The following is a 14,386-nucleotide window of genomic DNA, read 5'->3' on the forward strand; positions in this document are numbered from 1 at the left end:
TTAGAGCGGCGCCGGCCCGTCGCGCGCCTCCCGCAACGGGAGGGGCGCAGGCGCGGATGACTTAAATGTTCACTGAGATGACTCGCCGCCGTTAGCCATGCCCACGTCGATAGGCTAATCTCCAAGAACCGAAACCCCGGCGCACTCGGCGATTCGAATCCTTTGACGATCTCGCGGATAGTGCCGCTTTGACCGGGATGACATCCCGGGGGAGTCTTCATGAGCGCATTCACGCGGCGTATCAAAGCGGACCACGTCCTGATCCATGCCCGCGCGTGGATGATTGCGCTCGGCATCTTCATCGGATGCGCGATGTTCGTGCGTTGCGCCGTGGCCGCGCCCCTTCCCGCGGCGATGCAGGGCATCATCTCGAGCTGGGCGGCTTCCGGGCCTCAGGCGGCCGCCGCGCCGTCGCCCGCGAGTCAGGCCGAAATGGTGCGCTCGCTGAACGGCCTGATCGGCACGCTCGACAACGACGCGCAACGCAGCGCCTTCGTCGCGCAATTGAAAGTGTTGCGCGACGCCACGGAGAAAAACGCGCCGGCCGCGCCCGTGCCCGTCAACGGCGATCTGCTCGGGGCGATTGCATCGGGCATCGCCTCGGTCGAAACGAATCTCAGCCAGGGCATTTCGCCGTTGCGATTCTGGGCCGCGCGTTCGAGCGCCGCCGCGAGTGAATTGCGGGCCGTCGTCACCGGCGCGACAGGCGAGTCGTTCGGCATGATCGTCGCGCGCATGGGCACGACGCTCGCGCTCTGGGGCCTGTGCGCGTTCGTGCTGATTCGCGTTCAGCGGCACGTGTTTGCACGCTATGGCAGGAACGTCGCGCTCGCGCCGAATCCGACATCGGTCGAGATGTTGAGCTTCGCCTTGCGGCAGACCGGACCGTGGATCGTCGCATTCCTGGCGGTGCTGCTCTTCGTGCGCGCGATGCCCGACGCGCTCGGCCGCACGCTCGGGCTCGTCATCGCCTATTCGATCCTCGGCGGAGCCATCTTTTCGGCGATCTGCATGATCGTGATCTCGATGTTCAGCACGGCGCATCGTCGCGCCGCCGTGCAGCATCTGCTGGCGCGGTCGCTTTGGCCGCTCTTCGCGGTCGGCGCGTGCGGCGCGCTCGGCGATGGAACGGCCAACGTCGATGTCACACGGCAGCTCGGCCCGAATCTCGCGGGCATCGTATCGACCTTCGCCAGTCTGGCCGCAGCGCTGCTTTTCGCCTATTTCGCACTCGTTTACCGGCGGCCGGTCACGCATCTGATTCGCAATCGCCCGTATGTGCGACGGCGCGATCATCAGTTCGCGACGGAAACGCTCGATATCCTCGCGTCGCTATGGCATATCCCGGTGTTGCTGATCGCGGCGGCGTCGATCGTCGCGATCATCGACGGGCGCGGCGCGGAAAGGGACGTGCTGCGGCCGTCGGTGCTCAGCGCGGTACTGCTCGTGCTGACGATTTTCGTTTCCGCGTTGCTGCTGCATCTGACGCGCCGGCGCGACACGCGTGCGCAACGCCGCGCGCCGCACATGACGCGGCTGTTGCGCTTCGTGTGCACGCTGGTCGTGTTCCTGATCTGGCTCGCCTACCTGCGTTTCGAGCTGGAACTCTGGAGCGGACCGATTGCGCGCGTCATCAGGCACGGCGCGTTGACGCCCGGCTTCAGGCACGCGCTGATCGCGGTCGTCGCGACGGTGTTCGGCGCGTGGTTCCTGTGGATTCTCATCGACACCGTCATTCTCGAAGCGCTCGGCCCGAACAACTCGCGCAACAAGGCGCTCAATCCAGGCACGCGCGCACGCACGATGCTGCCGATCGTGCGCAACGCGATCTTCGTGACGGTCGCGAGCCTCGCGGTCATCGTCGCCGCCGCGAGTCTCGGCATCAATCTGACGCCGCTGCTCGCCGGCGCCGGTGTGATCGGTCTCGCGGTCGGGTTCGGCGCGAAATCGCTCGTCACCGATCTGATCACGGGGCTTTTCATCATCGTCGAGGACACGATCTCGGTCGGCGACTGGATCGATCTCGACGGCGGACATGCCGGCACCGTGATGGACCTCACGATCCGCACCGTCCGGCTGCGCGATGCGCAGGGCGCGGTTCACACCATTCCGTTCTCGCAGATCAAGATCGTGAAGAATCTGTCGCGCGATTTCTCCAACGCGGTGTTCGAAGTGCGCGTCCCGTTCTCCACGAAACTGGACGACATCACGCGCATGATCACGGAAGTGGCCGACGATCTGAGCGCCGACTTTCGCTTTCGCAGCGAGATACTGGCGCCGGTCGAAGTGTGGGGCCTCGATCGCTTCGAGGCGAACTGCGTCGTGGTGAAAGGGCAGATCAAGACCAGGCCGCTGCAGCAGTGGAGCGTGGCGCGGGCCTTCAACGCGAGGCTCAAGCTCAAGATGGACGATGCCGGTATCGAGATGATGCTGCCGCAGATGCAGATTCACTCGCCTGCACAGGAACGCAGCGCGTCGGCTCAGCCGGAGTTGCGCGTGCTGAGGGAGTCGCCCTGAGCGGTCGCGAAGCCGTTGTTTGCCCTATACTGAGCCCACTCCAGGAACCGGAGATTCCGATGCGCGCCCACGTCTCGCTGCCTGTTCTTGCGTCAGTTTTCCTCCTTGCCGCGTGCAATACGCCGCCTATCCCGCCAGGCAAGCCGGTGGATATACCCACGGCGCTCCAGAATGTCCTGGACGGACTGTGCAACTTCAAGAAGGCGCAGGCCGAGCACAAACGGGACTACGGCGTCGCCATCGATTCGATCACCGTGGAACTCGACCTGACCGTCGATGGCGCGCAAAACCCGCCCGTCGCCGTCGCGCCCGATATCAAGTTCATCCCCACCGTCAGTTACGGGCATATCATCACGGCGACGACCGGAAGCAGGCTGCTTGTCTCGCTGAAGAATGTCGACGGCGGCAAAGCGGCGGACATGCGATGCCCATCGACCAGTGCGGAGAAATAAGCCGGTTTGACGTGGGTCAATCGAGCAGCGGGGCGCGGAGATAGGCTATGAGTGTCGCGCAAGGCTTGGTGGCCGCGAGGAAAACGCCATGGGAATTCTAGTGTCAGCGGTGATCTTCCTCGTATCGGCTGGATATCTCGTCGGTGCGTCGGGGCCCGAGCCGTCGACGGAGGTCGCACCGGCGTTCGCGCCGGCTTCGTCGAACGCGGGAAGCGGCGCTGCGCGGCCCTCGACTGGCCGCGGCGATTGAATGCGAGACGACTCGCTCAGTTCCGTTGCGCGCCCGCGCCGCGCGCAATGAGAAATGCGTCCAGTTGCTCGAACGTCTCCGGCATCGCTTCGTCCATGCCTTCGATGGCGATGTCGAGCGCTTCCTTCGACGGATAAAGCTCGCGCATCACCAGCAGCGTCTTGCCGTCCTTCTCCTCGAAGGTCACCGTGGTCACCGCGCCGTCTTCGCTTTCCTCGTTGGTCCAGACGAGGCGGGCGTTCGGCACCACTTCGAGATACTTGCCGAAGAAGGCCAGTGGCGCGGCGGCCTTGGGATGAGCGAACTCCAGGCGATAACTGCCGCCGACACGGACATCCTGTTCGCAGGAAAGCAGGGTTGCGCCGCTCGACTTCGGCACCCACCATTGCCTGAACAGCTCGGGCGTGGTCCACGCTTCGAACACGAGCCGCGGCGGGGCGTCGAAGATTCGCGTGATGACCATTTCACGCTCGGACTTGCGTTCCGATGTCGTGCGGTTGCGAGTGCCGGCGGGCTCATTTTCTCTGCTTGCGACCATCACGTTTCTCCTTGCGTTTGAGTTCCTCGATGACCGTGTCCAGCGCGTCGAAGCGCGCCGCCCACATCTGGCGATAGTTCTCGATCCAGGCCAGCTCTTCCTCGAGACGGCGCGAGCCAAGCCTGCAGGTCCGCACGCGCCCCACCTTCTCCGTGGCGACGAGTTCCGCCTGCTCCAGTATGCCGATGTGTTTCCGCATGCCGGTCAGGGTCATGTGGAAGCGTTCGGCGAGGTCCGTGATGGACGCGTCGGCGCGCATCAACTGCTCCAGCACGCCGCGTCGGGTAGGATCCGATAGCGCGGCGAACGAAGCGTCGAATCGAGCTTGTTGAGAATACTGAGCCATTTGGTTCAGTATTGCATGGGTGTCGATGGGAGGCAAGGGGGACCAGCGCTCAGGATGCGTTGCGCTTCCTTCGAAGCGAAGGCGGCCGTTCGGTCAGGCTGGTTGCCGTGCCGGTTTCAGCGGCGCCCGCCGCCATGAACTGCCGTCGATACTCCGCCGGCGTCGCCTGCTTCGCAGCCTTGAACTGCCGATTGAAATTGGCGACGTTCGCGAAACCCGAGCGGGCCGCGATGACGGACACGGGCAGCGACGTATCGCCCAGCATCCGGCACGCGTGCCCGATGCGAACGCGCGCGATATATCGGCCGACGCTCTCGCCGATATGCTGCACGAAGTAGCGCGTGAGCGTGCGCTCCGACAGGCTCGCCGCCGCACAGAGCTCCGAGACCCGCAGCGGTTCGGCGAAGCGCGCATCGATCATGGCGAGGACGCGGTTGATCCGCTCGGGCTCGTGGCCGGATGGGCCGGCGTTCGTCTGATTGAAGGCGCTCGGCGAAGCGAGCGGATGGCCGGGCGCTTCGGCGAGCATGCACAGAATATCGAGCGCCGCGCTCAGGCGTTCGCGCGGCACGTTCGAGAGCAACTGATCCAGACGGCCACGCATCGATTCCCCGGCCGGCGGTTCGAACGCCAGCCCGCACGCAGCGCGGCGCAAGAGCTTGCGAAGCGGCTCGTATTCGCGGCAGCAGTCCGCCATGCGTCGCGCCCACTCGCCGTCGAACCATATGACGATGGCGACTTGCGGCAAGGACGGCTCGATCGACCGGTTCGATGACCACGTATGCGGCAAATCCGGCGGCACGAGAACCAGGTCCTCGGCTTCATAGTCGCTGACCGAGTCGCCGATGTAGCGCTTGCCGTGACTGTTCATCGTCAGCGTCAGTTCGTACTCGGGATGGTGGTGCCATTCGAACGGAATACGCGCAAGCTGCCGATGGTAAACCCGCACCGAGCAGTCCTCGCCGAACTCGACATGTTCGTAGGCTGGTTTCATGGCCGAAAACGCAAATGAATTGCCTGAATAGTATCACCAGCACCCACCGCCGCGTCATATGCTGTGCGCACAGAAATTGACATGGAGACGATCATGGCGCTGAAAATCGATGACTTGCCGGGCGCGATCCGGCAGGCAAAAAAGGAGTTGCGGGCGGCGCTGCCGAATTACCGGGAGGTGTTCGCCGAAGTCGAACAGGCGATCGGCGCGCAAGCGCAACGCATCGCCGCGCAGCGCGATCGCGGGGAAGACGTGATTCCCGAGATTCAGTTCGCCGACATCGCCGAACGACGCGTGACCGACGAGCAGATCGCGCTCGTCAGATCGCGCGGCGCGTGCGTGATTCGCAAGGTCTTCCCTCGCGCGCTGGTGCAAGAGTGGGACGACGATATCGCGCACTACGTCGAGCGGAACGATCTCGACAAACGCCTCGAAAATCGTGCGGAAGACAAATACTTCGGACAACTTGCTTCGAGCAAACCGCAGATCTACGGCGTGTACTGGTCGAAGCCGCAAGTGCTGGCGCGTCAGTCGGAGTCGCTGACGGCGGCGCGCGTCTTTCTCAACAGGCTCTGGCGCAACGAGAGCGAAGGGCGCGTTCATTTCGATCCGGAACACGTGCCTGTCTATGCGGACCGTCTGCGCCGGCGGCCGCCCGGCTCGGCGTCGCTCGGTCTGTCGGCGCATTGTGACGGCGGCTCGGTCGAGCGCTGGATCGAAGGCAATTTCCGCAAGGTGTATCGCCACGTTTTCTCCGGCAACTGGCAAGGCTACGATGCGTTCGACGCCGCCTTCCGTCCCGATGTGGAAGAGATCGCGTCGCCGGCGGTGTGTTCGATGTTCCGCACGTTCCAGGGCTGGACCGCACTGACGCCGCAGGGCCCGGGCGACGGCACGCTGCAACTCGTGCCCATCGCCAATTCGATGGTGTACATCCTCCTGCGCGCCCTTCAGGACGATGTCGCCGACGACGATCTGTGCGGCGCCATGCCCGGACGCGCGCTCTCGATCAAGCAGGAATTTCATGCGCCGCTGTTCGAGGCGCTGTCGTCGATTCCGAAGATGGAAGCGGGCGACACGGTGTTCTGGCACAGCGATGTCATCCACGCGGTCGAGGACGAGCACAAGGGCGCGGGGTTCAGCAATGTGATGTACATCGCTTCCGCGCCCGCCTGCGCCAAGAACGACGCCTATCTGAAGCGGCAGTTGCCCAGCTTTCTGAAGGGCGAAAGCCCGCCTGATTTCCCGACCGATCATTTCGAAACCGATTTCGCCGGCCGCGCGACCGTCGACGATCTGACGCCGCTGGGCCGCGCGCAACTCGGGCTTGACCTGTAATCGCTCGCACCGCTTCATCCATAAAGAAAACATCGGAGACTGCAATGAAGACATCACTGACGTCGGCGGCGGCGGCCGTCGCGCTGTTCATCGGCGCTACGCATGCGGTGCTGGCCGCCGAACAGCTCTCGGTCCTGCACTGGTGGACCTCGGGCGGCGAATCGAAAGCCATTCGCGTGCTCAAGGACGACATGAGCAAGCAAGGCTATGAGTGGAAGGACTTCGCGGTCGCCGGAGGCTCGGGCACGGCCGCGATGACCGCGCTCAAGACGCAGGTGATCTCGGGCAACGCGCCATCGGCTGCGCAGATCAAGGGGCCGTTGATTCAGGACTGGGCCGATCAGGGCGTGGTGGTCACGATCGATCAGGCCGCGGCCGACTGGAAAAGCCACACGCCCGCGCAGATCGACAGCGCCATGAAATCCGGCGGTCATTATGTGGCGGCGCCTTTTTCCGTGCACCGGATCAACTGGCTGTGGATCAACAAGGCGGACCTCGACAAAGTGGGCGGCACGCCGCCGACGACGTGGCCGGAGTTCTTCGCGCTCGCCGACAAGTTTCGCGCGGCGGGCATCACCGCCGTCGCGCATGGCGGTCAGCCGTGGCAGGACATGACGATCTGGGAGACGGTCGTGTTGTCGCAGGGCACGGACTTCTACCGTAAGGCGCTCATCGATCTCGATCAGAAAACGCTGACGTCGCCGCAGATGGTGCAGGTCTTCGAGACCGTCCAGAAGATCCGCACTTACTTCGACAAGGCCTATCACGGCCGCGACTGGAATCTCGCCACCGCGATGGTGATCTCCGGTTCGGGCGGCATGCAGTTCATGGGCGACTGGGCCAAAGGCGAGTTCGCGAACGCGAACAAGAAGGCGGACGTCGACTTTGTCTGCGCACCCGCGCCCGGCACGTCGAATGCCTACACGTACACTGCGGACGCATTCGTGTTCTTCCAGCAGAACGGCAAGAAGGATGCGACGCCCGGACAGCTCGCGATGGCCAAAACGATCATGTCGCCCGCGTTTCAGGAGCAGTTCAGTCTCAACAAGGGATCGATTCCCGTCAGGCTGGACGTGCCGATGGACAAGTTCGACAGTTGCGCAAAAAAGTCACGCGCGGACGAGCAGGCGACGATCAAGTCGGGCGGCTTTCTTCCCTCGCTGGCGTTCGGCGAACTTCAGTCTCCGGTCACCGCCGGCGCCATCACCGATGTCGTGACGAATTTCATGAACTCCAACGAAGACGCGAAAGAGGGCGTGCGCAAGCTCGCCGCTGCCGCAAAGGTCAAATAAGACATGAACCCGATCGCCAGGGAAAAATGGCCCCGTTCCGGGCTCGAGGCAACGTTGATGGGTTTCGGCGCCGCGCCGATCGGTAACATCTTCAGGCCGATCAGCGAAGAGGATTCGGCCGCCTTGATCAAGGCAGCCTGGGATGCGGGCGTGCGCTACTTCGACACCGCTCCGATGTACGGGCACGGGTTGAGTGAGGCGCGCTGCGGGCAGGGCCTGCGATGGTATCCGCGCGATCAGTACGTCCTCTCCACGAAAGTCGGACGACTTCTCAAGCCGCGCAGGCGCGCCGAAATTGACTTCACACCGTGGGTCGACGGCTTGCCGTTCGAAACAGTTTTCGACTACAGCTACGACGGCGCCATGCGCTCGATCGAGGACAGCCTGCAGCGTCTTGCGCTGGAGCACATCGACATCGCGTTGATCCACGATATCGATGTCTTCACACACGGCGAGCGTCAGCCCGAGATGTTCGAGGCAGCGATGGCCGGCGCGTCGAAAGCGCTGCTGAAGCTGCGCGATGAAGGCGTCGTGAAGGCGGTCGGAGTCGGCGTCAACGAATGGCAGGTCGCGCACGAAGCGATCCGCCGTCAGGATTTCGATTGCCTGCTTCTGGCCGGCCGTTACACACTGCTCGAACAGGAGGCGCTCGACGGCTTTCTGCCGCTGTGCGAAGCGCAACAGGTGTCGGTCATCCTCGGCGGCGGCTACAACAGCGGCATTCTAGCGACAGGCGCGGTGCCCGGCGCGAAATACAACTACGCGAGCGCGCCGGAGGCCATTCTGGCGCGCGTTCGCGAGATGGAGCAGGTCTGCCGGGAGTACGCGGTGCCGCTCAAGGCTGCCGCTCTGCAATTCGTCCTCGGACATCCTGCGATCCCGACGAACATTCCAGGCGTGCGCACGGTTGCGCAACTCGAAGACAACCTTCGAACCTTCCGGACCGACATACCTGCGGAATTCTGGGCTGAGTTGAAGCGCCGCGAACTGATTCGTGAGGACGCGCCCACGCCGCGATAGCGCGATCAGACGTGCAGAGCCAGTCCCTTCACCGCCTTGTCCACGGCTTTCCTCGCGCCATGCAGCGCGAGGCCCACGACCTAGCGTCATGGACCGCGATCGATAACGCGCAACCTCAAAGATGCGCGCTCAGCCAGCGCCACGCGAGCGGCATGCAGATCACGCCCCACGTCAATGCCCCGATGACGATGGACACCGTCACCGCCGCGCTGCCGCAGTCTTTTGCGCGCCCGGAGAGTTCGTGACGTTCGAGCGAAATGCGGTCGATGGCTGCTTCGATGCTTGAATTGATCAGCTCGACGAGCAGCACGAGCAACACCGATGCCGCGAGCAGCACGTGCTCGGCGGCGCTCACCGGCACGAAAGGCACGATCGGCAGCAGCACGGCCGCAACGCAGACCTCCTGTCGAAACGCGCTCTCCTCGCGCCAGGTGGCGACGATGCCGTCGCGCGAGTGACGCAGCGCGAACAGGCCGCGCAGCAGTCCACTGCGCTTGATGGGCACGGGTTTCGAAGTCCCGGCGGCCTTGGGGGAAGAGGTGGATCGAACCATGACGCAACGTGGCGATTTTGGTGAAGAGATCTCTGGCTTGATGCGAACTGCCATAGATTATGCAACCGTTGCGCAAACAGGCCTGCACGCACCGGCCCGATCCGCGTCCGCAACTAACGGTCAATCGCGCCACCGTCTGAATCACAACCCGATGCGCGTGGTCTCAATGCTCGGGGCTGCAAGCATCGAGACCAAAGCTTCGAGTTCATGATGAGACGAACAAGCCGCCGCCCGACACTCACACGTGATGCAGCTTGCGCTTGGGCTGATGCGTGCGTTGCTGCGTTTCCCAGCCTTGCGCGAGCCCCACTTCCGCGTGCGATGGTTCGAGCGTCGGAACGCCCTTGACCAGGTCGGCGGCGCGTTCCGCCAGCATGATCGTGGGCGCGTTCAGATTGCCGTTCGGCTCGGTTGGAAACACGGACGAGTCGATCACGCGCAGGCCGTCCATGCCGCGCACGCGCAGTTCGGAATCCACCACTGCCCTCGAGTCTTCGCCCATCCGGCACGAACCGCAGGGGTGCATGGTGCTTTCCAGATTCTTCCGGACGAAGGCGTCGATTTCGGCGTCCGTGCGGACGTCCGGCCCCGGCGCGAGTTCGACATCGCGAAACGCATCCATCGCAGGCTGCGCGATGATTTCCCGCGTGAGGCGCACGCAACGCCGGAAGCCCTCGCGGTCTTCCTCGCGTTCGAGGTAATTGAAGCGGATCTCGGGATGCACGTACGGATCGGCGGCGTTCAGGCGCACGTAGCCCCGGCTCTTCGGCTTGTTGGGTCCGGTGAGCACCATGAAGCCATGCCCCTTGAGCGGTTTGTCGCCGTCATAGCGCATGGCGGCGGGCAGGAAGTGGAACTGGATGTCCGGCCAGCGCAGCCCTGCTTCCGAGCGAATGAAGCCGCCGGCCTCGAAATGATTGCTGGCGCCGAGTCCATCCTTGAAGAGCAGCCAGCGCAGCCCGATCATGAACTTGCTGAACGGGTCCATTCGGCTGTTGAGCGTGACCGGCTGCTTGCAGGCGTACTGGATGTAGATTTCCGCGTGATCCTGCAGACTCTCGCCGACGCCCGGCAGATCGTGCCGGACTTCGACGCCCGCGTCGCGCAGCACCTGCGACGGACCGATTCCCGAGCGCTGCAGCAGATGAGGCGAGCCGATCGGCCCCGATGAGATCAGCACTTCGGCGCGGCAGCGCGCGGTACGCGTCGTGCCGCCCTGTTCGTAGACGACGCCGACCGCGCGCTTGCCCTCGATCAGCACGCGATGCGTCATCGCGTTAGTCACGACATGCAGATTGGGTCGGGTCATCGCCGGACGCAGATACGCATTGGCGGTGGACCAGCGCACGCCGTCCTTGACGGTCATGTGCATCGCGCCGAAGCCTTCCTGCATGTGGCCGTTGCAATCGTCCGTCTTGATGTAGCCCGCCTGCGCGCCCGCTTCGACCCATGCGCCGTAGAGCGGATTACGCATGTTGTTGCCGTTGTTCGTCGACAAGGGTCCGCTCTCGCCGCGATATTCGTCGCCGCCGAACTTGTAGCTCTCCGCGCGCCGGAAATACGGCAGGCAGTTCGCATAGCCCCAGCCGCGCGCGCCGAGCGATTCCCATTCGTCGAAGTCGTAGGCATGGCCGCGAATGTAGACGAGGCCGTTGATCGACGACGACCCGCCCAGCACCTTGCCGCGCGGACAGTGCAACTGGCGTCCGTCGAGATGCGGTTCCGGCGCGGTCTGGTATTTCCAGTTGTACTTCTTCGTGTTCATCGGCATCGAGAAGGCGCTCGGCATCTGGATGATGATGCTGCGGTCGCTGCCGCCGTATTCCAGCACCAGCACGCGCACGGACGGGTCTTCGGTGAGGCGGTTGGCCAGCACGCATCCGGCCGAACCCGCGCCGACGATGATGTAATCGTATTGATCGGTAGACATGACTTTTTCCTGATCCTTTGCTGTTCAGAAGCGCTTGTCGCCAGTCGTGTACTGCGGCTGCGTCTTTTCGATGTGATGGATGATCACTTCTTCGTTTCTCATGTCGAGCGAGCGCGCGAGCAGGAAGTACGCGACGCCCGAAACGATCAGGCCGACCAGCCACGCGAGATCGACACTGCCGATCGCCCGTGCGAGCGGACCGACGTAGACTTCGTCCTGACCGTCGAAGATGCAGAAGAAGGGGATCATCGCGGCGAAGCCGATCACGTATGAAATCAGGCCGCGCGCGCCCCATGCGCCATACACGCTGCCGTGCGGCATGAAGAAATGCGGAATCGCATAGCGGCCCTTGCGCACGAAGAAGTAGTCGGTGAGATTGACCGCCGTCCACGGCACGAGGAAGTACAGCATCACGACGAGATAGATGTTCAGCACCGACAGTCCCTTGCCCGACGTGTAGATGCTCAACGCGACGCCGAGCTGCAGACACACGACGAAGAGCACCGCGACGATGCGCGTGCGGGCCGTCGGCCGCAGCTTCCTGAACGAATCGACACCCGTGATGGCTGTGAGCTTCGCGCTGTAGATGTTCATCGCGATGACCGGCAGGAACGCGATGATCGTGACGGCGACCACCACGCTGCCGAGTCCCGGCGCGAGATCGCTGCCGACCTGATTGAGCGCGACGAGCACATCGCTCGCATGCAGGTGATCCGCGAGCCAGCCGCCCACGGCGATCATCCACGCACCCGACAGCGACGCCCCCACGAACACCGCCGCGATCAGCTTGCCGCCCGGCGTGTTCTTCGGCAGATAGCGCGAGTAGTCGGACACATAAGGCGCGTAGGCGATGTTGTAGCTCGCGGCCGCCGCGAACTGGGCGATGAATCCCGTCCAGTTGAAGCCGAGCGGCGCCGGCGCATTCGCGCCCGCCGCTGTTGCCGGCAACGGGATGTCGTGAACCCAGTGCATCAGCACCGCAAGCGTGACGAGGCCATACAGCGGAAGCGACAGATAAAGCGCCCACTTGAAGCTGCGGTGCATCCAGTCGTGGCCGAGCACGGCGAGTATCGACGCGGGCACGGTGACCGCGAGCGCGATCCTGAACGGGTCCCATCCGAACAATGTCTTCAGGCCCTGCATCATCAACACGAGATTGACGATGTTGAAGCCCGCGAAGACGAACAGCGTCGCGAACAGCACCAGAATCACGCCGCGATAGCCGAACTGCGCGCGCGACTGGATCATCTGCGGCAAGCCGAGATGCGGACCCTGCGAGCCGTGAAACGCCATGAACAGCGTGCCGAACATGATGCCGAGCGTACCGGCGACGGTCGTCCACCACGAAGTCAGTCCGACGCTCGGGCCGACGAAGCCGATCGTCATCGTAAAGAACGTGAAGTTGCCGAGAAACCAGAAGGGACCTTGCCTCGATAGCCGGTCGGTTCGTTCGTGCTCGGGAATGAAGTCGATCGAATGACCTTCTATTGCTCCGTGTTCGCTTGCCGCCGCGCTTGCGTTCGCGGCGCTTTCATATGATTCCATCGCATACCTCGATCAGTAAGCTGATGCCATGAGAGTAAAAAGCCGAGGGGAAAGCGGCTCAGTGCAGCGTGATCCAGACGGCCTTGGTCTCCGTCAGATGGTCGAGCTGCTCCATCCCGAGGTCTTTGCCGAAGCCCGATTCCTTGAATCCGCCGAACGGCATCGCCGGGTCGATCGTGCTGTGCGCGTTCACGTAAACGCTGCCCGCGCGCAGTTGCGGCACCAGCGCGTGGATGCGATTCACGTCGTTCGAATAGATGGCCGCGGCGAGACCATAGGGCGAGTCGTTCGCGAGCCGCACGGCTTCGCCGATGTCGTCGAATGGCGAGGTCACGAGAACGGGGCCGAAGATCTCTTCACGGACGATCTTCATCGAGTTGCTGCAATGCGCGAAGATCGCGGGCTCGACGAAGTAGCCGGTTTCTTCCCGTCTGCGTCCGCCGTAGACGAGCTCGGCCCCTTCGCGCCGTCCCGCGTCGATGTATGCGCTCACGCGTTCCTTCTGCAGCGCCGACACCAAAGGACCGATGAAGCAATCCGGATCGAGGCCCGGCGCAATCTTCAAGGTGCGCGTGTAGTCGATCAGCGCGGCGAGGAAGCGGTCGTGAATCTTGCGCTGGACATACACGCGCGTGCCTGCGTCGCAGACCTGGCCGGAGTTGAAGAACATGCCGTTCGCAACGGCGCGCGCGGCGGCGTCGACGTCCGCGTCGTCGAGCACGAGCACCGGCGACTTGCCGCCGAGTTCCAGTGTCACGCGGCGGATATCGTGCACGGCGGCCTGTCCGACGTTGCGCCCCACGTCGGTCGAGCCGGTGAAGGTGAGCTTGTCGATGCCGGGATGACGCGCGAGCGCCGCGCCGATCACGCCGCCGCGTCCCGTCACGACATTGACGACACCTTGCGGAATGCCGGCCTCCTGCACGAGTTCGGCGAAGCGCAGCGTCGACAGCGACGTGAGTTCGGCGGGCTTGATGACCGCCGTGCAGCCCACGGCGAGCGCGGCCGCGAGCTTCCACGCCATGGTTTGCAGCGGAAAATTCCACGGCACGATGATGCCGACCACGCCGACCGGCTCCTTGCGCGTATAGGCGACGTAGTCGCCCGGCAGCGAAGGCTCGACGGTACGTCCGTGCAGCTTCGAGGCCCAGCCGGCGAAGTAGCGGAACGTATCGATGGTGCCCTGCACGTCGACGTCACGCGCCTGCGCGGCGGACTTGCCCATGTCGATCGATTCGATTTCCGCGAGTTCGGCGGCGTTGGCTTCGATCAGATCGGCGAGCCGGTGCAGCAGGCGCTCCCGTTCGAGCGGCTTGAGCTTGCGCCACGGACCGCCGTCGAACTGCGCGCGCGCGGCGCGCACCGCGCGGTCGAGGTCGTCGACGGTGGCGAGCGGAATCTGCGTGATGACGCCGGTGGTCGATGGCTCGATCACATCGAGCGTCTCTCCCGCGCCGCCCGGCACCCACTCGCCGCCAATGAACATTTTCTGCGGCTTGTTCAAAAAGCGCGTGGTGGCTTCCTGAACGCCGAACCGATTCAGATAGTCGCGGACATTGGTATCCAAAACTCGTCTCCTGTTTATCCGGGGCTTCATGATGTCGAGCCCCG

The 14,386-nt window shown here is 63.8% G+C and carries 13 protein-coding genes; 6 read left to right on the forward strand and 7 right to left on the reverse strand.

Translation table 11 applies throughout. The features are described from left to right. Positions 1-219: 219 nt before the first annotated feature. The 3 genes from AWB80_RS29330 to AWB80_RS44105 all read left to right on the forward strand — a co-directional run bounded on the left by AWB80_RS29330 (position 220) and on the right by AWB80_RS44105 (position 3,219). On the forward strand, positions 220-2,517 hold the full coding sequence (locus tag AWB80_RS29330; RefSeq protein WP_061178184.1) for a mechanosensitive ion channel family protein: 2,298 nt from the start codon (positions 220-222) through the stop codon (positions 2,515-2,517). A gap of 59 nt (positions 2,518-2,576) precedes the next feature. Then, positions 2,577-2,969: a hypothetical protein gene (locus tag AWB80_RS29335; protein ID WP_061178185.1), complete on the forward strand. Its 393-nt coding sequence runs from the start codon at positions 2,577-2,579 to the stop codon at positions 2,967-2,969. Positions 2,970-3,057: 88 nt separating this feature from the next. Continuing rightward, positions 3,058-3,219, forward strand: a complete 162-nt coding sequence (locus AWB80_RS44105; protein ID WP_160147481.1) for a hypothetical protein — start codon at positions 3,058-3,060, stop codon at positions 3,217-3,219. A 16-nt stretch (positions 3,220-3,235) separates the two neighbouring features. Here AWB80_RS44105 and AWB80_RS29340 read toward each other — a convergent pair whose 3' ends face one another. From AWB80_RS29340 to AWB80_RS29350, 3 genes are read right to left on the reverse strand one after another with little or no spacing between them, the layout of a single operon-like run. Beyond that, positions 3,236-3,757 carry an SRPBCC family protein gene (locus tag AWB80_RS29340; RefSeq protein WP_061178186.1) on the reverse strand — a complete coding sequence of 174 codons (522 nt, stop codon included), beginning with the start codon at positions 3,755-3,757 and terminating at the stop codon, positions 3,236-3,238. Then, positions 3,735-4,103 (reverse strand): ArsR/SmtB family transcription factor, encoded by a 369-nt coding sequence (locus AWB80_RS29345; protein WP_061178187.1) that lies wholly within the window; start codon positions 4,101-4,103, stop codon positions 3,735-3,737. Before AWB80_RS29345 ends, AWB80_RS29340 begins: the two co-directional genes overlap by 23 nt. 49 nt (positions 4,104-4,152) lie before the next feature. Next, a complete protein-coding gene (locus AWB80_RS29350; RefSeq protein ID WP_061178188.1) occupies positions 4,153-5,097 on the reverse strand; it encodes a helix-turn-helix domain-containing protein in 945 nt (314 codons plus the stop codon). Positions 5,098-5,190: 93 nt separating this feature from the next. Between AWB80_RS29350 and AWB80_RS29355 the strand changes: the two genes are divergently transcribed. Genes AWB80_RS29355 through AWB80_RS29365 form a run of 3 tightly spaced genes read left to right on the forward strand, consistent with a single transcriptional unit; the run spans position 5,191 to position 8,747 of the window. Next, entirely contained in the window at positions 5,191-6,435 is a 1,245-nt protein-coding gene (locus AWB80_RS29355) for a DUF1479 domain-containing protein (protein ID WP_061178226.1), read from the forward strand. Between the two features lie 44 nt (positions 6,436-6,479). Further along, the gene (locus AWB80_RS29360; protein ID WP_061178189.1) at positions 6,480-7,727 is read left to right on the forward strand and encodes an ABC transporter substrate-binding protein; all 1,248 of its coding nucleotides are present in this window, start codon (positions 6,480-6,482) and stop codon (positions 7,725-7,727) included. Positions 7,728-7,730: 3 nt separating this feature from the next. Beyond that, positions 7,731-8,747, forward strand: coding sequence for an aldo/keto reductase (locus AWB80_RS29365; RefSeq protein ID WP_061178190.1), 1,017 nt, complete (start codon positions 7,731-7,733; stop codon positions 8,745-8,747). 115 nt (positions 8,748-8,862) lie between these two features. On the opposite strand, the gene AWB80_RS29370 is transcribed toward AWB80_RS29365, so the two are convergent. From AWB80_RS29370 to AWB80_RS29385, 4 genes are all read right to left on the reverse strand, one after another. Then, positions 8,863-9,300, reverse strand: a complete 438-nt coding sequence (locus AWB80_RS29370) for a diacylglycerol kinase (protein WP_061178191.1) — start codon at positions 9,298-9,300, stop codon at positions 8,863-8,865. A 238-nt stretch (positions 9,301-9,538) separates the two neighbouring features. Continuing rightward, entirely contained in the window at positions 9,539-11,230 is a 1,692-nt protein-coding gene (gene betA, locus AWB80_RS29375; RefSeq protein ID WP_061178192.1) for a choline dehydrogenase, read from the reverse strand. 24 nt (positions 11,231-11,254) lie between these two features. Continuing rightward, positions 11,255-12,775: a purine-cytosine permease family protein gene (locus AWB80_RS29380; protein ID WP_061178193.1), complete on the reverse strand. Its 1,521-nt coding sequence runs from the start codon at positions 12,773-12,775 to the stop codon at positions 11,255-11,257. Between the two features lie 58 nt (positions 12,776-12,833). Further along, positions 12,834-14,342, reverse strand: a complete 1,509-nt coding sequence (locus tag AWB80_RS29385) for an aldehyde dehydrogenase family protein (protein ID WP_061178194.1) — start codon at positions 14,340-14,342, stop codon at positions 12,834-12,836. Between the last annotated feature and the right edge of the window lie 44 nt (positions 14,343-14,386).

The organism is Caballeronia pedi, from assembly GCF_001544915.2.
In the GTDB taxonomy this organism is placed as follows: domain Bacteria; phylum Pseudomonadota; class Gammaproteobacteria; order Burkholderiales; family Burkholderiaceae; genus Caballeronia; species Caballeronia pedi.